Source organism: Sphingomonas panacis (assembly GCF_001717955.1).
In the GTDB taxonomy this organism is placed as follows: domain Bacteria; phylum Pseudomonadota; class Alphaproteobacteria; order Sphingomonadales; family Sphingomonadaceae; genus Sphingomonas; species Sphingomonas panacis.
Genome location: NZ_CP014168.1, coordinates 1,978,283 through 1,998,418, shown reverse-complemented (window position 1 = coordinate 1,998,418; position 20,136 = coordinate 1,978,283). Strand labels below are relative to the sequence as shown.

Here is a 20,136-nt window from a genome sequence, read left to right as displayed (position 1 = left end):
AACATTAGTGGAACATAGCCGACATCAGCCGTCAAGATGCGCGTGCAGGAAGGCGATCGTGCGGTCCCACGCCAGCAACGCCGCCGCCGCATTGTAGCGCTCGGCCGAGGTATCGTTGTTGAAGGCGTGGTCGACCCCGTCATAGGTGTAATCGGTCACGTCCTTGCCAGCCGCCTTGAGCGCTGCCACCCACGGCGCGCCGGTCGCGGCGACGCGCGCGTCCTTGCCGGCGTAATGCAGTAGCAAGGGTGCCGCGACCTTCACCGCCTCGGCCGGGTCGGGCGCGGGGCCGTAATAAGCGACGCCCGCCGCCAGCGCATCACCCGCCGCCACCGCGACCCGGTTGACGAGCGCGCCGCCCCAGCAGAAGCCGACGATGCCGACCTTGCCGTTGCCGCCGGGCCGCGCGCGCATCGCGCCGATCGTGCCGACCGCCTCGCTGGTGATCGCGGCGAGATCGGCCTTGCCGATCAGGTCGCGCGCCTTGTCTTCGTTGTCGGGCGTGCCGCCCTGATCGCTGAGGAAATCGGGCGCGACCGCGCGGAAGCCGGCCAGCGCGAAGCGGCGCGCGACATCCTCGATATGCGGGGTCAGCCCGCGATTCTCGTGAAAGACGATGACGCTGCCGAGGTTGGCCTTGCCCTTGGGCGATGCGAAATAGCCGGTGATCTGCTTGCCCGGCCCGACGCCATAAGCCTCCTTGACGATATCGAGCGTCGGGTCCGCCGCGTCGGTGATCGCGGCCGCCGCCGGCGAGGCGGCGATGCCAGCGATCAGCAGTTCGGCGGCGGCGAGCGATCCGGTCAGCGCCACCATGTCGCGCAACAGCGCACGGCGGTCACGATGTTCGTGGGTGAAGGCATCGTAAAGCTGGATCGCGCGGTCGCGGAAATCAGACATGCAAAGGCTCCGGGATGATTCGGCTGGACGAAAGGCGCGGCTTGGCGTTGGAACCTAGCGGCACGATCCGAGGTTGGCACGCAACAATGACGACATACCGCGCCAGCAGCGACAGGAAGGTGATAGCCGCTATCGGCGCGGCGGTGCTGCAGGTCGGGCTGGGGGTGCTGCTCGCCACCGGCTTCACCGTGACGATACCGCACGTCGTGACGCAAGACCTGAAGCTGTTCGGCGTAACGGTCCCGCCGCCACCACCCCCGCCGCCGAAACCGCGCCCCAAGCCGAGCATCCACAAGGCCGGCGCGGCGGCCCCGCCCAATATCCGCTCCAAGGCGACCGAAGTGGTCGCGCCCCCGCCCAAGATCCCGATGCCGGTCCCCCCGCCGATCGTCACCGCGCCGACCCCGGCGGCGGGCAAGCAGGCGAGTTCGGGCGCCTCCGACAAGCCTGGGCCGGGCACGGGCGCGGGCGGAAGCGGCAATGGTACCGGCAGCGGCGGCACGGGAAATGGCGACGGCGGCGGGGGATCGGAGGCGTATCAGAAGAGCGGCCGCATCAGGGGATCCGACTATCCCAGGAGCGCGCTGAAGGCCCGCGTCGGCGGCACGGTCTGGGTGAGCTTCACCGTCGAGGTCAACGGCCAGGCCACCGGCTGCACGATCCGCAAGACCAGCGGCAACCCCGATATCGACGCCACCACCTGCCGGCTGATCGAGCAACGCTATCGCTACGAGCCAGCGCGCGACGCGAACGGCAAGAAGATCCGGTCGCGGATCGAGAACCAAGACCACACCTGGGTGGTCGGCCACGACGGCGACGACGACGACGGGGATCAGTAGAAATCCCAAGCACAGCGAAGTCAGAGGGCAAGCGCAGCACGCGGGGCACGTGCTTCGACTGCGCTCAGCACGAACGGACGTTGGTGTGAGCGCATCGACCGTACGCCGCACGTGTAGTCTGCGGATATTCCCCTATCCGTTCGCCCTGAGCGAAGTCGAAGGGCGTGTACCAAGCGGGGCGGCTGCGACTCTGCCCTTCGCATGTTGGGCGGCTGGCTCGCCCGTCAGCAAAAAGATCACGGCACAGAATGCTCGGAATACCCCCCCCGTTCGTGCGAAGGCCCCGAACCGCCAGCGTCGCCTACCGCCCCTTGAAGATTCCGCCCAGCACGCCGCGCAGGATGCCGCCGACGAGATCGCCGCCGCCGCTCGTGCCGCGTCGTGATCCCGTGCCGAACACCTGCTTGGCCACTTCGTTCGCGACCTGCCGCGTGATCGTCGAGGTCGCGGTGCGCGCGGCGGTGGTGGCAATCTTGGCCCAGGGGCTGTTCGCCGCCGCGCGATCGGCGGCGATCTTCGCGCGCTCGGCCTCTTTGGCGGCGCGCGCGTCGTCCTTGGCCTGCGCTGCGGCGGCCTTGTCCGCCGCATCCTTCGCGCTCGCCTCCGCGGCGGCGGCGCTCGCCTCCTGCGCCTTGGCGGCGAGAATCTCCTCGCACGATTCGCGGTCGATCCGCGTGTCGTACTTCGCGCCGATCGCATCGGTCTCGATCAGCACCTTGCGGTCGGCCGGGGTGATCGGGCCGACCCGCGAGGCAGGCGGCTTGATGAGCGTGCGCTGCACCGGCGCGGGCGACCCATCCGGTTGCAGCAGCGAGACCAGAGCCTCGCCGACCTTCAACTCGGTGATCGCGCTTTCGACATCCACGTCCTTGTTGGCGCGGAACGTCGTCGCCGCCGCCTTCACCGCCGCCTGATCGCGCGGCGTGAACGCGCGGAGCGCGTGCTGCACGCGGTTGCCGAGCTGCCCCGCCACGGTATCCGGCACGTCGATCGGGTTCTGCGTGATGAAATAGACGCCGACGCCCTTCGATCGGATCAGGCGCACGACCTGCTCGATCTTTTCGAGCAACGCCTTGGGGGCATTGTCGAACAGAAGATGCGCCTCGTCGAAGAAGAACGCCATCACCGGCTTGTCGGGATCGCCGATCTCGGGGAGATGCTCGAACAATTCGCTCATCAGCCACAGCAGGAAGGTGGCGTAGAGCTTGGGGCTCTGCATCAGCTTGTCGGCGGCGAGCACGTTGACAATGCCGCGCCCCTTGTCGTCGGCGGCAATGAAATCCGCCATCGCCAGCGCCGGCTCGCCGAAGAAATTCTCCGCGCCCTGGCTGCGCAATTGCAGCAGCGACCGCTGGATCGCGCCGATCGATTGCTTGGAGACGTTGCCATAGGTCGTGGTCAGCTCGTCGGCACGCGCCGCGCAATAGCTCAGCATCGACTGGAGATCGTCGAGGTCGAGCAGCAACAGCCCTTCGGCGTCAGCGACGTGGAAGGCCATCGTCAGAACGCCTTCCTGCACGTCGTTGAGGTCCATCAGCCGCGCGAGCAGCAGCGGCCCCATTTCCGAAATGGTGGTGCGGATCGGATGACCCTGCTCGCCATACAGATCCCAGAACTGCACGGGCGTGTCGGCATAGGTCCAGCTCTCGTCGCCGATCGCCTTGGCGCGCGCGGCGAAGGCGTCATGCGTCTTGGCTTGCGGCGATCCGGCCATCGCGAGCCCGGACAGATCGCCCTTCACGTCGGCGACGAAGCACGGCACGCCGACGGCCGAGAAGCCCTCGATGATGCCCTGGATCGTCACCGTCTTGCCGGTGCCGGTCGCGCCGGCGATCAGCCCGTGGCGGTTGGCGCGCCTGAGGTCGAGGCTCTGCGGGTTCGCCCCGCCCTCACCTGCACCGATGAAGATGCCGCCGTCGCTCATTCGAAGCCGCGCGGCGCGGGCGAGACGGTCACGGCGGTGCCGCCGCGAATCTCCTGCACTTCCAGCGCACGCTCTGCCACGCCATCCTTGCCGAAGCGGAACGCACCGTCGATGCCCGCGAACCCGCCCGAATCGGACAGCCGCCGCTCGGGGAAGGGCGTGCCGACCGTCCAGTCCGCCGAGATGCGGATCGTCAGCAGCACCGCATCATAGCCAAGGCTCGACAGCCGGAACGGCGCCGCGCCGAAGCGCGCGCGGTATTTCGCGGCGTACTGGCGGTACAGCCCGTTCGACACGCTCGCGAACCACGCGCCGTTGAGCGATGGCTTGTTCGCCATCGAGCTTTCCGAATTCCAGAGTTCGGTGCCGAGCACATGCGCGCTGCTCGTGCCGATCCGGCGGATGACCGGCACCGCCGCCGAGGCGGTGTTGGCGCTGTCGGCGATCAGGATCGCCTGATACGGCGAATCCTTGCCCATCCGCGTGATCGCGGCGGTGATCGACCCCGGCGCGCGCTGATAGGTCTGGAGCGAGACGACCTGCCCGCCCGCGCTTTCCACCGAACGCAGGAACGCGGTCGAGGCGCGCTCGCCATAAGTGCCGTTGGGCACCAGCCCGGCGAAGCTGGTGATGCCCTGCGCCTTGGCGTAATCGACCACGCGCGCGATCGACTGGGTCGGCGCATAGCCCATCAGATACGCACCCTGCCCCGCCGCCGAGGCATCGTTCGAGAACGCCACCACCGGCACCGCCGCGCGGTGCGCGATCGGGGTGACCGCGCGCACGTCGTCACCGAGCAGCGGCCCGAGGATCAGCCGGTTGCCATCGGCGATCGCCTTTTGCGCGGCGGCGGCGGCACCGAGATTGGTGTCATAGGTGGTGATGCGGATTCGCTGGTTGTTCGAATCGAGCAACGCCATCTGCGTGGCATTGGCGAGGCTCTGCCCCACGCCCGCATTCGGCCCCGACAGCGGCACCAGCAGCGCGACACGGTGGCGCGCGGTGTCGGTCGGGATGCCCGGTTCGACCTGAGTCGGCTGTTGGCGCGGCGGCGGCGGGCGGCGGCCCGGCTCGGTCGCGCCGCGCGGCAGCACCGTCTGGCAGCCCGCCAGCAGCATCGCGGCCATGACGATCGCAACCCGCCTGAGCGGCCTTCCTGGTTGCCGTACCCTTGCCACGTCTGTCATGAACCCCTCCGATGAACGCTGTACTCGCGCCCGGTCTCTATATCGTCGCCACCCCGATCGGCAATCTCGGTGATTTGTCGCCGCGTGCCGCCCAGATCCTGTCACAAGCTGCCGTAATCGCAGTGGAAGACTCGCGTGTGACGGCGGGATTGCTCCGCCACATCGGCGTGAAGCGCCCCATGACGCCCTATCACGATCACAATGCCGAGGCCGTCCGCCCCGGCCTGATCGCGCGGATGGGGATGGAGGCGGTCGCCCTGGTGTCCGACGCGGGCACGCCGCTGATCTCCGATCCCGGCTACAAGCTGGTCCGCGATGCTCGCGCGGCCGGGCATAGCGTGGTGACGATCCCCGGCCCCTGCGCCGCGATCGCCGCGCTGACGCTCGCCGGGCTGCCGACCGACCGCTTCTTCTTTCTCGGCTTCCTGCCCCCCAAGGCGCAGGCGCGCGCCGCTGCCATCGCCGAAGTCGCGGCGATCCGCGCGACGCTCGTGCTGTACGAATCCGGCCCGCGCCTGGCGGTGACGCTGGCGGCGCTCGCCGAGGGGCTGGGCGACCGCGACGCTGCGGTCGCGCGCGAGATCACCAAGAAGTTCGAGGAAGCGGTCACCGATTCGCTCTCCGCGCTGGCGGCACGCTACGCCGACGCACCACCGCGCGGCGAAATCGTCATCGTCGTCGCCCCGCCGGGAGAACCCGAAGCCGCCAGCGCCGAGGATGCCGACGCCGCACTCGCCGAGGCTCTGCAACGCCTGCCCGCCTCCAAGGCGGCGGGCGAGGTCGCCAAGAAGCTCGGCCTCGACCGCCGCGAACTCTACGCGCGGGCACTGGAATTGAAAGGATGAGGGACCGCCGCGTCGCCGAGGCCGCCGGCCGGCGCGGCGAGCGGATCGCGGGCTGGTGGCTGCGGCTGAAAGGCTGGCAGATCGTCGCGCGCCGCGTTCGCACCAAAGCCGGCGAGGTCGATCTCATCGCCCGCCGCCCCGGCCTCGTCGCCTTCGTCGAGGTCAAGCTGCGCCGCACCGCCGCCGACCTCGACCTCGCGATCGACGAACGCCGCCTCGCCCGAGTCGCCGCGGCGGCGGAAGTGCTGATGGCGGATTATGCGCTCCCCGGCGACGATATCCGCGTCGATGTCATCCTCATCGCGCGCGGCGTGCCGCTCCGGCATATCGAGAATGCTTGGATCGGGTGACAGCGCGCGCGCGCGTCCCTATCTGCAACGCGAACCTCGTCCGTCATGCCAGCGCACGCTGGCATCTCCCGGTGTGGGCCGCAGCGCCTGCCCCGGGGAGACCCCAGCGTCCGCTGGGGTGACGATGGTGGCGGGGCACGGAAGCAAGAGGAACGCCCATGCCGTTAACCGTCGCCGTCCAGATGGACCCGCTCGACCAGATCAACATCGGCGGCGATTCGAGCTTCGCGCTGATGCTGTCGGCGCAGGCGCGCGGCCACACTTTGTTCCACTACGCCGCCGAAGCGCTCAACTATGCCGACGGCCGCGTCTGGGCGCTCGCCCACCCCGTCACGGTGCAGCGCGTGCCCGGCAACCATTTCAGCTTCGGCGATCCCGTCCAGCTCGATCTCGGTGACGACGCCGACGTGGTGCTGATGCGGCAAGATCCGCCGTTCGATCTCGGCTACATCACCGCGACCCATCTGCTGGAGCGGATCGCGGACAAGACGTTGGTGGTCAACGATCCCGCCAGCGTGCGCAATGCGCCGGAGAAGGTGTTCGTGCTCGATTACGCGCACTTCATGCCGCCCACGCTCGTCACGCGCAGCCTCAACGAAGCGCGCGCCTTCCTCGCCAAGCACGGCGAGATCGTCATCAAGCCGCTCCACGGCAACGGCGGCAAGGCGATCTTCAAGGTCGGCAGCGACGGCGCCAACCTTTCGGCGCTGATCGAGGTGTTCAACACCGCCTGGCGCGAGCCGCACATGGTGCAGGCGTTCCTGCCCGACGTGGCGAAGGGCGACAAGCGCATCGTGCTGGTCGACGGCGTCGTCGCTGGTGCGATCAACCGTTTGCCAGGCGAAGGCGAGATCCGCTCCAACCTCGCGGTCGGCGGCTCGGCGGTGAAGACCGTGCTGACGCCCGAGGAAGAGGCGATCTGCGCCGAACTCGGGCCGGAACTCAAGCGGCGCGGGCTGCTGTTCGTCGGCATCGACGTGATCGGCGGCAAGTGGCTGACCGAGATCAACGTCACCTCCCCCACCGGCATCGTCGCGATCGAGACATTCGACGGCACCGATGTGGCGGGGCTGATCTGGGATGCAATCGAGGCGCGGGTGGCGGCACGCGGCTGACGCCGTTCAGGCGACGATGCCGCCCGCCCGCAACGCGGCAATCGCCGCATCGTCCAGCCCCAGCATCTCGCGCAAAATCGCGTCGCTATGCTCGCCGAGATCGGGCGGGGCGGCTGGCTTCGGCATCGTCTCACCCGGAAACCGGAACGGCCGGTTGACGATCGGGATGCGCCCCAGGGTGCGGTGATCGACCTCGACCACCATCTCGCGCGCCACCGCCTGCGGCTGCGCGAGCGCTTCGCCAACGCCGAGGATCGGCGCGTTCGGCACCTGATGCGCGCTGAACAGCGCGACCAGTTCGGCGACGGACCGCGCTTCGGTGAACGCCGAGATCAAAGCATTGACCTCGCCCCGCGCGTCGCGCCGCCGCTCGGTGGTGGCGTACCGTGAGTCGGTCGCCAGTTCGGGCTGCCCCAGCGCCGCGCAGATCCGTGCCCAAAATGCATCGGTCAGGCAGGCGATGATGATCGACCCGTCGCTCGCGGGAAACGCGCCGTAAGGCACCAGATTGGGATGCTGTGACCCCTGCGGCGTCGGGTCTTCGCCAGTGAAGAAGGCGAGCTGCGCGAGATAGCTCAGCATTCCGAACATCCCGTCGAGCAGGCTGATGTCGATCAGCCGCCCTTTGCCGGTCGCGTGCCGCTCATGCAGCGCGGCGAGGATCGCGATCGGCCCGTTGACCCCGCCAACGAGATCGCCGAGCGGAATCCCCAGCCGGCTCGGCATCGCCCCCGGCTCGCCATTGACGCTGAGCGCGCCCGACAGCGCCTGTGTGACGATATCGAACGAGGGTTTGTCGCGTAAGGGCCCCGTCATGCCGAAGCCGGAGATCGCGCAATAGATCAGCCCCGGGTTGCGCTCGGCAAGCGTCTCGTAGCCGAGGCCAAGCCGGTCCATCACGCCGGGGCGGTAATTCTCGATCAGGATATCGCTCTTCGCCGCCAGCGCCTTGGCCAGTTCGACACCCTCGGGCGTCTTGAGATCGATGACGATGCTGCGCTTGCCGCGATTGTTGGCGAGGAAATAATGGCTCACCCCGTCACGGTGCGGCGGGAAGCCGCGCGTATCGTCGCCGGTGCCGGGCGGCTCGACCTTGATGACGGTCGCGCCGAGATCGGCCAGCGCCATCGCCGCCGCCGGCCCGGCCAGCACGCGCGAGAAATCGAGCACCGTCACGCCGGCGAGCGGGCCTTGCCAGAGCGGCGCGGCGTCAGTCATCGCGCGTGGCCGTCAACGCCCACCCAAGCCCGCATCCGTTCGTCCCGAGCGAAGTCGAGGGACATGCCCAGCGCGCAGGTGCCTCGACTTCGCTCGGCACGAACGGTTGGGAAGATGATCCGAGCACGGCCAAATATCTCAGCCCTGCCGCACGCCGACACCCCTCACCAATTCCACACCATCCCGGTCTCGCTGAACGGCTTGGGTTGCTTGGGCGGGATCGTCGCGTCGTTGAGTTCGCATTGCCAGAACCCCACGTCGATCCACCGGCCGTTCTTGTAGCCAAGCTCGCGCAGCACGCCGGTCCGCTTGAAGCCGACCGATTCGTTCAGCCGGATCAGCCAGTCGTTGGGCAAGGTGATGACACTCACCGCATGGGCGAACCCTTGCGCGCGCACCGTGTCGATCAGCGCGTCGTAAAGCTGGCGGCCATAGCCCTTCCCCTGCGCGGCCTGCACCAGATAGACCGAGGTCTCGACGGTATATTCATACGCCGGGCGGTCGCGGAACGTGCCGGCATAGGCATAGCCGATCACCGTCCCGGCCTCGCCCTCGGTCACCACTAGCCACGGGAAGCGGCCCTCCGAGGCGAGCATGCGGCGGCGCATCTCGTCGGCGTCGGGCGCCTCGGTCTCGAACGAGATCGTCGCGGCCTCGACATAGGGGCGATAGATATCCGCGATCGCCGAAGCGTCGTCGGGCGTGGCGGGGCGAACCGCGATCACCATCCGAAGCGCGCCAGAATCAGGTTCATCAACGTCACGTCCCCTTGTGCCGGTGCGGTCGCGCCCAGTCCTTCGCATTCGAGGCAGCGCGCCTGGATCGCCGCACCCGTGCCGATCCGCTTCACGTCGCCCAGCGCCTGAGCGAACGCCGCGCGGTGCTGCGCGGCGATTCGGGTGAAGGCGTCGCCGTCACTCTTGGCGTCGTCATCGTCGTCGCGCATGAACCGCGCGATCAGCTTGGCGAGCGCGCCCGGCTGCTTCTCCAGATATTCGGCGTGATAGCCGTCGGCCTTCAGCCCGGCCAGCTTCGCCGCCGCCGCGACCGCATCGTCGAGTCCGCCGAACTGGTCGACCAGCCCGATCTGGCGCGCGGTGCCGCCGTCCCACACACGCCCCTGCCCGATCGCGTCGACACGTTGCGGCGTCATGTGGCGTGCGGCGGCGACGCGGGTGATGAACTGGCGATAGCCGCTCTCGATCCCCGCCTGGAAGATCGCGTCGGTCTCGGCGTTGGTGCCCGCATAGATATCGGGCTGGCCCGAGATCGGCGTGGTCTTCACCCCATCGGTGGTGATGCCGATTTTCTTCAAGGTGTTCTCGAAGGTCGGGATGATCCCGAAGATGCCGATCGAGCCGGTGATCGTCGTCGGCTCGGCGAAGATGCGGTCGCCCGCGGTCGACACCCAATAGCCGCCCGACGCAGCGACCGACCCCATCGAAACGACGACCGGCAGCTTCTGCGCCTTCGCCTCCTGGATCGCGCGTCGCATCGTCTCCGAGGCGAGCGCCGAGCCGCCCGGCGAATCGACTCGTACCACCAGCGCCTTGAGGTTCTTCTTGGCGAGCCCGTCGAGCAGCAGCTTGGCGACGGTATCGCCACCGGCACTCCCCGCGGTCGATTTGCCGTCGATGATGTCGCCCGCGACCGTCAGCACGCCCACAGCCGCGCCGCCGGTCGGCAGCGGATTGCGCGAGACATAGCCGTCGTACTTGATCGTGTTGAACGTGCCGGCCGCCTTGCCGCTGGCGACGCCGGCGAGTCCCGCGACGCGCTTGTTGAAATCGAGCCGGGTGCCGAGCTTGTCGACCAGCCCAGCGTCGAGATTGGCCTGCGCGACATTGCCCTGCGCGGCGACGATCACCTTGTCGGGCTGGGTCAGGAACGGCGTGATCTTGGCCTTGGGCCGGGCCTTGGCGATCGCCTCCTGCCATTGTGCGAACAGCACCTGATACAGTTTGACGACCTCCTCCTTCGCCTCGGGCGAAGCGGCGTCGCGCGTATAGGGCTCGACGAACGACTTGTACTTGCCGACGCGGTAGACGTGCGCGGTGACGCCGAGCTTGTCGATCAGGCCCTTGTAGTAAAGCTGCGATCCGCCCGGCCCCATGAACAGCGAACCGCCCATCGGGTTGACCCAGATCTCGCTCGCGTTGGCGGCGAGGCGATAGCCGCTGTCGGTATAGGCGGTGGCATAGGCCAGCACCGGCTTGCCGCTGTCCCGCACGCGCCGGATCGCGTCGGCGACCTCGTTGACCGCCGCCGGATAGCCGCCGCCGAACGAGTCGAGATCGAGCACGACGACCTTGACGTCGCTGTCCCCCTTCGCCTTGTCGAGCGCACGCACCAGATCGCGCAGGCGATATTCGGGCGCGGAGGGCGATCCGCTCAGGCTGGCGAGCGTACCCGGCTCGCTCGGCTGCTCGACGATCGGGCCGTCGAGCTTGAGCAGCAACGCGCCCTGCCGGGTGGTCGAACCGCCGGGCCGCGCCGCGAGCGCGCCGAACAGCACGCCGAAGAACAGCAGCATCGCGATCAGGACGAGCGCGTCCTTGATCCCGACCAGAAGCTTCCAAGCACCCCGAACGAGTTTCACTCTGCCGCTCTCCTGTTGGCGGATGATCCGCCATCGCTAGAGCCCCCGCTAAAGCATCGCCACGGACAGGTAAACACCCGTATTATTCCACCAATACAGACGCAAAATTCGCGTCGCCGTGGTTGACGATCCGGTCACGCAGGCACATATGAGCACCGCTGGCACTCACCTTTGGCGAGTGCTAACAACCATTCCACATGTTCTATGAAAAGGGACAGCGTATGAACTTTCGTCCATTGCACGACCGCGTTCTCGTGAAGCGTGTCGAGGCTGAGGAAAAGACGGCTGGCGGGATCATCATCCCCGACACCGCCAAGGAAAAGCCGCAAGAGGGCGAAGTCGTCGCCGTCGGCACCGGCACCAAGGCGGAAGACGGCAAGGTCACGCCGCTCGACGTCAAGGCCGGCGACAAGATCCTGTTCGGCAAATGGTCGGGCACCGAGGTCAAGGTCGACGGTGAAGACCTGCTCATCATGAAAGAGTCGGACATTCTGGGGATTGTCGGCTGACGCCGACAGGCTCGGCATCGTTTGCTGAGCCGCCCTGTTTTCCGTTTCTCCTCAACTTCTAATCAGAAAGGTCAGCCAACATGGCAGCCAAGGACGTAAAATTCAGCCGTGACGCGCGCGAGCGCATTCTGCGCGGCGTCGACATCCTCGCCGATGCGGTGAAGGTCACGCTCGGGCCGAAGGGCCGCAACGTCGTCATCGACAAGTCGTTCGGTGCCCCGCGCATCACCAAGGACGGCGTCACCGTCGCCAAGGAAATCGAACTCAAGGACAAGTTCGAGAACATGGGCGCGCAGATGGTGCGCGAAGTCGCCTCCAAGACCAACGACGTCGCCGGCGACGGCACCACCACCGCGACCGTTCTGGCGCAGGCGATCGTGCGCGAAGGCATGAAGTCGGTCGCGGCCGGCATGAACCCGATGGACCTCAAGCGCGGCATCGATCTCGCCGTCATCAAGGTCGTCGAGGACATCAAGTCGCGCTCGAAGCCGGTTTCGGGTTCGGCCGAAGTCGCTCAGGTCGGCATCATCTCGGCGAACGGCGACCGTGAAGTCGGCGAGAAGATCGCCGAAGCGATGGAGAAGGTCGGCAAGGAAGGCGTCATCACCGTCGAGGAAGCCAAGGGTCTCGATTTCGAGCTCGACGTCGTCGAAGGCATGCAGTTCGACCGCGGCTACCTCTCGCCCTACTTCATCACCAACCCCGAGAAGATGACGGTCGAGCTCGCTGATCCGTACATCCTGATCCACGAGAAGAAGCTCTCGAACCTGCAGGCGATCCTGCCGATCCTCGAAGCCGTGGTTCAGTCGGGCCGTCCGCTGCTCATCATCGCAGAGGACATCGAGGGCGAGGCTCTCGCCACGCTCGTCGTCAACAAGCTGCGCGGCGGCCTCAAGGTCGCAGCCGTCAAGGCGCCGGGCTTCGGTGATCGCCGCAAGGCGATGCTCGAGGACATCGCCGTCCTGACCAAGGGCGAAGTGATCTCGGAAGACCTCGGCATCAAGCTCGAGAGCGTCACGCTCGGCATGCTCGGCACCGCCAAGCGCGTCACGATCGACAAGGACAACACCACCATCGTCGATGGCGCTGGTGAAGCCGATGCGATCAAGGGCCGCACCGACGCGATCCGTCAGCAGATCGAGATCACGACCAGCGATTATGATCGTGAGAAGCTCCAGGAACGTCTCGCCAAACTCGCTGGCGGCGTGGCTGTCATCAAGGTCGGCGGCGCTTCGGAAGTCGAAGTCAAGGAGCGCAAGGACCGCGTCGACGACGCGCTGCACGCAACCCGCGCAGCCGTTGAAGAAGGCATCGTTCCCGGCGGCGGCACGGCGCTCCTGTATGCCACGAAGGCTCTCGACGGCCTGACCGGCGCGAACGAGGACCAGACCCGCGGCGTGGACATCGTCCGCAAGTCGCTGACCGCGCTGGTTCGCCAGATCGCTCAGAACGCGGGCCATGACGGCGCGGTCGTTTCGGGCAAGCTGCTCGACCAGAACGACACCTCGTTCGGCTTCAACGCTTCGACCGACGTGTACGAGAACCTCGTCGCAGCCGGCGTGATCGACCCGACCAAGGTCGTCCGCACCGCGCTCCAGAACGCGGCTTCGGTCGCCGGCCTGCTCATCACGACCGAAGCGGCCGTGAGCGAGCTGCCGGAAGACAAGCCCGCAATGCCGATGGGCGGCGGCGGCGGCATGGGCGGTATGGGCGGCATGGACTTCTGATTTCGGACGGGAGCAGCGCAAGCTGCTCCCGACACGAAATCAGAACGGCCAGCCGGTCGGCGAAGCCGATCCGGTCTGACGCCCAGCGCGGGCTTTGCCCGCGCCGGTCAACGCAAAAACGAAGGGCCGGGGGAGCGATCCCCCGGCCCTTTGTGCACCTACGCGACACGCGCTATACTCCCCCGAGAGGTGACGATGCGACACGAGCCCGCTTATCAGCCCATCACTGTCGAAACGTTCCTGTCGCTCGATTTCGGCACGGACAAGAAGTTCGAGCTGGTCGATGGCGTCATTCAAATGATGACCGGCGGCACACGGGCGCACGCCCGCGTCGCGATCAATATCATCAGCTATCTTGCCCAGAAGTTGCGCGGCTCAGGGTGCCGACCTTATGGCTCCGACGCTGCGATCCGCATCGATGACATCAACCTGCGCTACCCGGACGTCAGCGTGATGTGCGAGGAACCGCCACTGCCGGAAACCGACACACTAAAACTGTTCGAACGACCGAAGGTCATCTTCGAAGTGCTGTCCCCCTCGACCGAGGCCAACGACGTGGGCAAAAAGCTCGACGAATATCGCCGGCTGGATTCGATCGACACGATCGTGTTCGTCAATCCGGTCAGCGAACTGGCGCGCGTCGTCCAGCGCCTGGGTCCGACCTCATGGCGCGACGACCTGTTCGCACAACCGCAGGATGTCGCGCTACCGTCGCTCGGCATCACCCTGCCCCACGCGGAAATCTTCGCGCGCGATTGAAGGCCCGCCCGAAACGGACGGGCCTCATCGCCCGTTACTGATCCGCCGCCAGCAACTCCGGCCGATCGGCCAGCGCCGCAGCCGTCGGTGCCGCCGGCGCGCGACAGCGCTTCGCCACACCGATACCCTTCAGATAGCCGCGCCGCACCGCGCCGGCATAGACCGCCGCTTCGGCGCGGCGCTGTGCCTTGTCGGCGCCGGTGATGACGCGCACGAGCCCGAGGCCGGGGATCAGCGTACCGAGCACGGCGCGCGCGCCGGCCGCCGCGATCGCGGACCCCTCGCCCTTCTTCTTGGCGGGGGTATCGACATCGGGGCCGAGCGCGCCGTTGAGATCGCGGATCTGCGCGGTGATCGCGGCGCAACTCTGCGTGCCGACCGACGAATAGGGCGCGGACGCGGCGCGTTGCAGCACCGCCGGAATTTTCTCGTCCTTGATCCGCACGTCGCGCAGCGGCTGGGTCACGGTATGGCCGAGGCTATTGTCGTTCTGCTGCGCGGTCGCGGCGGTAACCGGCGCGATGAGCAGACCGGCGATGACGAGAGCGGGGATGACACGCATGATCTAGATCCCTGATGGACGATGTTGATGCTGACCGTCCGAACGCCCGTTCAACCACATTGGTTACACGTCCGACACAAAAATTTGCTTTCCGCCGCCGCGCTGGCGCGCAGTGCCCTACCCTAGCCAAACACCCGGCGCTTTGGCATCATCCGCCGATCACGCCTGTTGAAAGACCGTTTATGCCAGACCTCACCCGCCGCACGGCGATTGCCGCCGCCAGCCTCGCCACGCTCGCCGCCGCTTTGCCCGCCTTCGCGCAGGCGCCTGGAGGCGGCGCGGCATGGGATCTGGCCGACCTGTTCCCCGACGACGCGGCATGGGACGCGGCACGCAAACAGGCGCTCGCCGAACTGCCCGGCTTCGCCAAGTTCAAGGGCACGCTCGGCACCAGCGCCGACGCGCTGGCGGCGGCGCTGTCCGAACAGACCAAGCTCGATCGCACCATCTCGCGCATCTACACCTACGCCAGCCTCAAGGCCGATGCCGATGTGCGCATCTCCGCCAATCAGGAGAAGGAGGCGCTCGCCACCGATCTCTACACCGCGTTCGGCGAGGCGACCTCGTGGGTCGCGCCCGAGATCCTTAGCGTCGGCAAGGCGAAGATCGACCGGTTCGTCGCCGCCAACGCGACGCTCAAACAGCATTTCGACTTCCAGCTCGCCGACGTGCTGCGGCAGGAGGCGCACACGCTGTCGCCCGAGGGCGAAGTGCTCCTCGCCGGCACGTCCGCGCCGTTCAGCGGCCCGCGCGACATCCGCGAGCAGCTCGTCGCGTCGGACATTCCGTGGCCGACCGTCACGCTGTCGACCGGCAAGGCGGTGCGGCTCGACGATCAGGCCTATACGCTCAACCGCGACGCCCCCAACCGCGCCGACCGCAAATTGGTGTTCGACACGTTCTGGGCGCAATATGGCAAGTTCCAGGCGTCGCTCGGAAGCGCCTACCTCAGCCATGTGAAGGCCGACGTCTTCACCAAGAAGGCGCGCAAATACCCGACCTCGCTGGCGATGTACCTGTCGGGCGGCAACGTGCCCGAGGCGGTGTACCGCGCGCTCGTCAAGGAAACCAACGCCGGCCTGCCCCAGCTCCACCGCTATTTCGAGCTGCGCCGCAAGCTGCTCAAGCTGCCCGACATGGCCTATTACGACATCTATCCGCCGCTGGTGCAGCTCGACAAGAAGGTCACCGTGCCCGAGATGCGCACCACGACGATCGAGGCGCTCAAGCCGCTTGGCCGCGAATACGGCGCGCTGTTCGCCGAGGCGACCGCCAAGACATGGATGGACCCGCTGCCGCGCCCCGGCAAGAAATCGGGCGCGTACATGAACCCCGGCGCGGCGTTCGACGTCCACCCGTACCTGCTGCTCAACCTCGGCGAGAATTACGAGGGGATGACGACCTACGCGCACGAATGGGGCCATGCGATGCACACGTTGCTCGCCAACAAAAACAACGTCTACGAAAAGACCAATTACCCGATCTTCCTCGCCGAGATCGCCTCGACCTGCAACGAACAGCTCCTCGCCGCCTATATGGTCGCCCGCGCCAGGACCAAGCAGGAGAAACTGTTCTACCTCGGCCAGCAGCTCGAATCGATCCGCGGCACCTTCTACCGGCAGGCGATGTTCGGCGAATTCGAACTGCTCGTCCACGACAAGGCCGAGGCGGGCGAAGGGCTATCGGGCGAGACGCTGACCAAACTCTATCTCGATCTGCTCCGCCGGTATCACGGCCCCAACGTCGCCGTCGCCGACACCTATGGCTCGGAATGGGCGTACATCCCGCATTTCTATTCGAGCTTCTACGTCTACCAATATGCCACCTCGATCTCGGCCGCGTCCTATTTCGCGCGCTCGATCCTCAAGGGCGGCGCCAAGGAGCGCGATACGTATCTCACGGTGCTGAAGTCAGGCGGATCGGACTATGCCGTCGACATCCTCAAGCGCGCCGGTCTCGATATGGCGAGCGCGACGCCGTATCAGGCGATCATCGCGACCTTCAAGGATACGCTCGATCAGTGCGAAGCGCTGATGGCGTGAGGCGGAAGCGGGACGCCTCCAGCGCCGCGCGTCCGGGGTAGCGGCCGAGTCGCGCGGGGGCGTGTCGAGATGAGCGGGCCGGATCGACCCCGGGGCGATCCTGGAGGTGCCGGGGGATCTCCGCCGGCTTATGAAAGGACGGCTCCGGCGAGATCTGTGTCGCGATACAGGCTCTCGATCCGGCGCAAGCTCGTACGCGATCCCTGCCTACTGAAACGCCGCCGGAGCCCCATAAGCAATGTGGCGTTTCGCCCAAAGTCGGACGAGGCGGGTCACCTGCTAATTGCTTGATAGCCGACATTCGATCTGTTCACTCGCTGGACGGTATCACGCTATGTTTAGCGAGGGTGTCGATCTGGCTGAGTGAGCTGCTGCCGGTCCCATGGACACCAAGTTAGGCTACATGAGCCTGCCTCTCGAAGTCCATGGGACTGAGATACCCCAAGGTCGAGTGCCTGCGCGTGGGATTGTAGAAGCGTTCGATGTAGTCGAACACGTCCTGCCTTGCCTGATTGCGCGTGCGGTAGGTTTTGCGCGCGATCCGTTCGGTCTTCAGCGATGAGAAGAAGCTCTCCATCGCAGCGTTATCCCAGACGTTACCGGACCGGCTCATCGAGCAGGTGACGCCATTGTCGGCCATCAGTCGCTGGAACTGCTCACTGGTATATTGGCTGCCCTGGTCGGAGTGATGCAGCAGCGCATCGGGCTTGCCGCGCCGCCAGATCGCCATGACCAGCGCATCGGTGACGAGCTGCGCCGTCATCGTGTCGCTCATCGACCAGCCCACGACGCGCCTCGAGAACAGGTCGATCACCGCGGCCGCGTACAGCCATCCTTCGGCGGTCCAGATGTAGGTGAAGTCGGCCACCCACTTCTGATTCGGCGCGTCGGCGCTGAACTGCCGATCGAGCACGTTGCCCGCGATCACCGAGCGTTCGCCATGATCCTTGGGCAGACCGCGGCGCCGCGGCCGCGCCATCAGGCCGTGCACACGCATCAGCCGTTCGACCCGATGGAGGCCACATGAAAGGCCTTCGGCCAGGAGATCGTGCCAGACGCGACGCGCGCCATAGGTTCGGTAGCTGGAGAGGAAGCTGGCGCGGATCTTCCTTGCATACGCTTCATCGCTGCGCGACCGGGCACTAGGCGCACGCACGAGCCAGGCGTGGAAGCCACTGCGCGAGACATCGAGCGCCTCGCAGATCCACGATACCGGCCAGATCCCTCGATGCTTTGCGATGAACCCGAACTTCATATCGAGTCCCTGGCAAAGTAGGCTGCGGCTTTTTTTAATATGTCACGTTCGGCCTTCATCCTGGCCAACTCGCGGCGCAGCCGCTCAATCTCCTGCTGCTCGGGCTTCATCTGACCGTTGCCTGGGAATGCCGACTGGGGATCAGCTTCCGCTTCGCGGACCCATTTGCGCAGCACGTTCTCGTGCAGGTCCAGGTCCCGCGCGGCCTGCGCTACCCCCACGCCCCGATCTCGGACCAACTTCACCGCCTCAAGCTTGAACTCTCGGCTGAACTTCCGTCGTTGCATTTACACCCTCCGGTTCCGAAAACACCTTATCTTGGTGTCCACGAAACCGGCAGCAGCTCAGAGCCAGCAAACTGGCCGCAGCCACCCTCGTCGCTTGGGTAAAGTTATCTTTCGCCTCAACAGGCATCCACTTTTCGGGAATTTGTTGGATTGCGCCTACGAGAGCGGTGGCGACGGCAGAAATCTTGTTTGCCGGTAGACGGGATGAGAATGCGACATAGTCAGCTTCAAAAGTCGACCAAAACTCTGAGCTGCTCCGTTTAAGACTCGTGCCGTTCCCTATTCCCGCCATTTCGGGGGGCAGACAGACGATTGCTAAGACTATGGTCTCAGACGGTCCGTAATTCGCTTCATCGAAATTGAAATTGACCCCCATCGCATAGACGAACTCATTTCCCCAGTCTTGGAGTGAGCGGCCGAACTCGGCGTCGCCAAAGGTGAGCAGACTGATTGGCATAGGACGTAGATCTCTGCTTTTTATCGCGCATTGCACGAACACGGCGGCGGCTTCCCTCCTTGAATCGCCCAGAAGCGGTCAGTCCGCAATCTACCCGCAAATCCCCGTTCCACGCTGCCCCCGCCCCCAACCTCACTCGCCACGAACGGGCACAGGCGAGGTCACCGCGCCGGAAACGCTCCGGCGATAGCGGCGGCGCAGCAGGCGCCATCGCGGTCGCATCGCCCGGCGTGCGTCGATCATCGGCAGCATCGTCACCAGCAGCAGCCAGCCCGGCGCGAAGCAGGCGTTCACCTCTGAGATGCTCTCGACCAGCATCGCCGCGAGCAGCGCCGCCAGCAACGTCTGCGCCGACGACGCGCGCCGGCTGAACAGCACCCAAGCCGCCGCGCCGCCCGCCCACAACAGGAACAGCGCCACCGCACCCCAGCCGAGTTCGAGCGCGAGGTTGAGGTACCCGCTCTGCACGCTGAGGTTGATCGCGCGGTGCATGCGCTTCTGCAGCTCGATCGACACCTGCGATCCGCCGCCGGTGCCATAGCCGGTGCCGAACGGGCGTTCGACCGTCAGCGGCAGCGCCTGTTCCCACATCGCCGCCCGACCGCTCATCGTCGTGTCGCGGCCGAGCAGTTCGCCCGTCACCGCCGGTTGCATCAGCAGCACGCCGCCGAGCAGACACGCCACCACGACCGACCCACCCCGCCACAGCGTCCGCACCGCGCGGTTGGGGATCGGCAGCAGCGCGATGCCCGCGATGATGCCGGCGGCGGCGGCGATGTCCGCCGTCGCGGAATTGGCGAAGAACAACGCGACGAGATCCACCGCCACCATCGCGAAGACGAGCACGGCCGGCAGCTTGAGGCTCGCTTGCGCGAACAAAGCTATCAGCAGATTGACGACGAGGAACGGGCCGAAGCTGTTCTTGTGCGCGAACAGCCCGCGCCAGCGCCCGCCGTGCATTCCGCCCATCACCGCATGCGCCTCGCCGACAGCCGCGAACACGACCGAGAGCAGGATCAGCGCGGTACTCAACCACCAGACCAGCCGCAGCGCGCGCGCGAAGCCGAGCAGCCGATGCGCCAGCATCGTCGCGGCGAGCAGCAGCGTGAGATTGGCTACCGCGAACAGCACCGTGCCGACATTGCTCGCCCACAGCACCGAGGCGAGCGCGAGCAGCCAGAACAGGCACAAGGCGCCACCCAGCGACCGCAGCGGGTTGCGCAGCGCCGGCAGATACACGCCGACCAGCGCCAGCCCGGTCACCAGCCCAAGCTTGCCGCTGAACACGCCGATCGCGGTATCGCCGCCGGCATCCGCCACCACCTGCGAATCCGCCAGCGACCACGTCACGCCCGAGAAGACGAGCAGCACGAACAGAAATACCGGAATGTACATCGTCGCAATCGTCACGACCGACCGCACGCTACGAGAGCGGAGCGGAACGTTCCCCACGTAAGACAACAGCCGTGCGGATCGATCGGGTTCGCGCAACAGCGCAGGTATCGCGGCGGAAACGAACCGCGTGTGCCGGTCGGCTACTCGGACGCGAAGGAGCCAGGGC

The 20,136-nt window shown here is 66.5% G+C and carries 18 protein-coding genes; 8 read left to right on the top strand and 10 right to left on the bottom strand.

Going from position 1 to position 20,136, the window contains the following annotated elements; genetic code table 11:
- Positions 1-24: 24 nt before the first annotated feature.
- Positions 25-900, bottom strand: a complete 876-nt coding sequence (locus tag J0A91_RS09085) for a dienelactone hydrolase family protein (RefSeq protein ID WP_069204650.1) — start codon at positions 898-900, stop codon at positions 25-27.
- Positions 901-986: 86 nt separating this feature from the next.
- Here J0A91_RS09085 and J0A91_RS09080 point away from each other — a divergent pair, with 86 nt between their 5' ends.
- The gene (locus J0A91_RS09080) at positions 987-1,739 is read left to right on the top strand and encodes an energy transducer TonB (protein WP_069204649.1); all 753 of its coding nucleotides are present in this window, start codon (positions 987-989) and stop codon (positions 1,737-1,739) included.
- A gap of 301 nt (positions 1,740-2,040) precedes the next feature.
- Here J0A91_RS09080 and J0A91_RS09075 read toward each other — a convergent pair whose 3' ends face one another.
- Together J0A91_RS09075 and J0A91_RS09070 are read right to left on the bottom strand one after the other, a co-directional pair.
- Positions 2,041-3,663, bottom strand: coding sequence for a helicase HerA-like domain-containing protein (locus J0A91_RS09075; protein WP_069204648.1), 1,623 nt, complete (start codon positions 3,661-3,663; stop codon positions 2,041-2,043).
- A complete protein-coding gene (locus J0A91_RS09070; protein ID WP_240502245.1) occupies positions 3,660-4,790 on the bottom strand; it encodes a penicillin-binding protein activator in 1,131 nt (376 codons plus the stop codon). Before J0A91_RS09070 ends, J0A91_RS09075 begins: the two co-directional genes overlap by 4 nt.
- A 71-nt stretch (positions 4,791-4,861) precedes the next feature.
- Between J0A91_RS09070 and rsmI the strand changes: the two genes are divergently transcribed.
- The 3 genes from rsmI (at position 4,862) to gshB (ending at position 7,160) form a co-directional block, all read left to right on the top strand.
- Positions 4,862-5,695 (top strand): 16S rRNA (cytidine(1402)-2'-O)-methyltransferase, encoded by an 834-nt coding sequence (gene rsmI, locus J0A91_RS09065; protein WP_069204646.1) that lies wholly within the window; start codon positions 4,862-4,864, stop codon positions 5,693-5,695.
- Complete coding sequence (locus tag J0A91_RS09060) at positions 5,692-6,045, top strand: YraN family protein (protein ID WP_069204645.1); 354 nt, start codon at positions 5,692-5,694, stop codon at positions 6,043-6,045. The genes rsmI and J0A91_RS09060 overlap by 4 nt, the downstream gene beginning before the upstream one ends.
- Before the next feature lie 158 nt (positions 6,046-6,203).
- Positions 6,204-7,160, top strand: coding sequence for a glutathione synthase (gene gshB / locus J0A91_RS09055; RefSeq protein WP_069204644.1), 957 nt, complete (start codon positions 6,204-6,206; stop codon positions 7,158-7,160).
- Between the two features lie 6 nt (positions 7,161-7,166).
- Here gshB and J0A91_RS09050 read toward each other — a convergent pair whose 3' ends face one another.
- The 3 genes from J0A91_RS09050 to sppA all read right to left on the bottom strand — a co-directional run bounded on the left by J0A91_RS09050 (position 7,167) and on the right by sppA (position 10,977).
- Positions 7,167-8,378, bottom strand: a complete 1,212-nt coding sequence (locus J0A91_RS09050; RefSeq protein WP_069204643.1) for a CaiB/BaiF CoA transferase family protein — start codon at positions 8,376-8,378, stop codon at positions 7,167-7,169.
- A gap of 164 nt (positions 8,379-8,542) precedes the next feature.
- The gene (locus tag J0A91_RS09045) at positions 8,543-9,106 is read right to left on the bottom strand and encodes a GNAT family N-acetyltransferase (RefSeq protein WP_069204642.1); all 564 of its coding nucleotides are present in this window, start codon (positions 9,104-9,106) and stop codon (positions 8,543-8,545) included.
- Positions 9,100-10,977, bottom strand: coding sequence for a signal peptide peptidase SppA (sppA, locus tag J0A91_RS09040; RefSeq protein ID WP_069204641.1), 1,878 nt, complete (start codon positions 10,975-10,977; stop codon positions 9,100-9,102). The genes J0A91_RS09045 and sppA overlap by 7 nt, the downstream gene beginning before the upstream one ends.
- A gap of 221 nt (positions 10,978-11,198) precedes the next feature.
- Between sppA and groES the strand changes: the two genes are divergently transcribed.
- The 3 genes from groES to J0A91_RS09025 all read left to right on the top strand — a co-directional run bounded on the left by groES (position 11,199) and on the right by J0A91_RS09025 (position 13,972).
- Positions 11,199-11,486 carry a co-chaperone GroES gene (gene groES, locus J0A91_RS09035; RefSeq protein ID WP_069207177.1) on the top strand — a complete coding sequence of 96 codons (288 nt, stop codon included), beginning with the start codon at positions 11,199-11,201 and terminating at the stop codon, positions 11,484-11,486.
- 80 nt (positions 11,487-11,566) lie between these two features.
- A complete protein-coding gene (groL, locus tag J0A91_RS09030) occupies positions 11,567-13,213 on the top strand; it encodes a chaperonin GroEL (RefSeq protein WP_069204640.1) in 1,647 nt (548 codons plus the stop codon).
- A gap of 195 nt (positions 13,214-13,408) precedes the next feature.
- Positions 13,409-13,972 (top strand): Uma2 family endonuclease, encoded by a 564-nt coding sequence (locus J0A91_RS09025; RefSeq protein WP_069204639.1) that lies wholly within the window; start codon positions 13,409-13,411, stop codon positions 13,970-13,972.
- Positions 13,973-14,006: 34 nt separating this feature from the next.
- Here J0A91_RS09025 and J0A91_RS09020 read toward each other — a convergent pair whose 3' ends face one another.
- Complete coding sequence (locus J0A91_RS09020) at positions 14,007-14,534, bottom strand: hypothetical protein (RefSeq protein WP_069204638.1); 528 nt, start codon at positions 14,532-14,534, stop codon at positions 14,007-14,009.
- A gap of 182 nt (positions 14,535-14,716) precedes the next feature.
- On the opposite strand from J0A91_RS09020, the gene pepF reads away from it, so the two are divergent.
- The gene (pepF, locus tag J0A91_RS09015) at positions 14,717-16,576 is read left to right on the top strand and encodes an oligoendopeptidase F (RefSeq protein WP_069204637.1); all 1,860 of its coding nucleotides are present in this window, start codon (positions 14,717-14,719) and stop codon (positions 16,574-16,576) included.
- 394 nt (positions 16,577-16,970) lie between these two features.
- Here pepF and J0A91_RS09010 read toward each other — a convergent pair.
- The 3 genes from J0A91_RS09010 to J0A91_RS09000 all read right to left on the bottom strand — a co-directional run bounded on the left by J0A91_RS09010 (position 16,971) and on the right by J0A91_RS09000 (position 19,970).
- Positions 16,971-18,118 (bottom strand): IS3 family transposase gene (locus J0A91_RS09010; RefSeq protein WP_150126867.1). Its coding sequence is split into 2 segments (ribosomal slippage): positions 16,971-17,860 and positions 17,860-18,118, totalling 1,149 coding nucleotides; the frame shifts between segments, so codons are not numbered across the junction.
- Entirely contained in the window at positions 18,081-18,575 is a 495-nt protein-coding gene (locus tag J0A91_RS09005; protein WP_150126866.1) for a hypothetical protein, read from the bottom strand. The genes J0A91_RS09010 and J0A91_RS09005 overlap by 38 nt, the downstream gene beginning before the upstream one ends.
- A gap of 132 nt (positions 18,576-18,707) precedes the next feature.
- Positions 18,708-19,970, bottom strand: coding sequence for an O-antigen ligase family protein (locus J0A91_RS09000; RefSeq protein ID WP_069204634.1), 1,263 nt, complete (start codon positions 19,968-19,970; stop codon positions 18,708-18,710).
- Positions 19,971-20,136 lie beyond the last annotated feature (166 nt).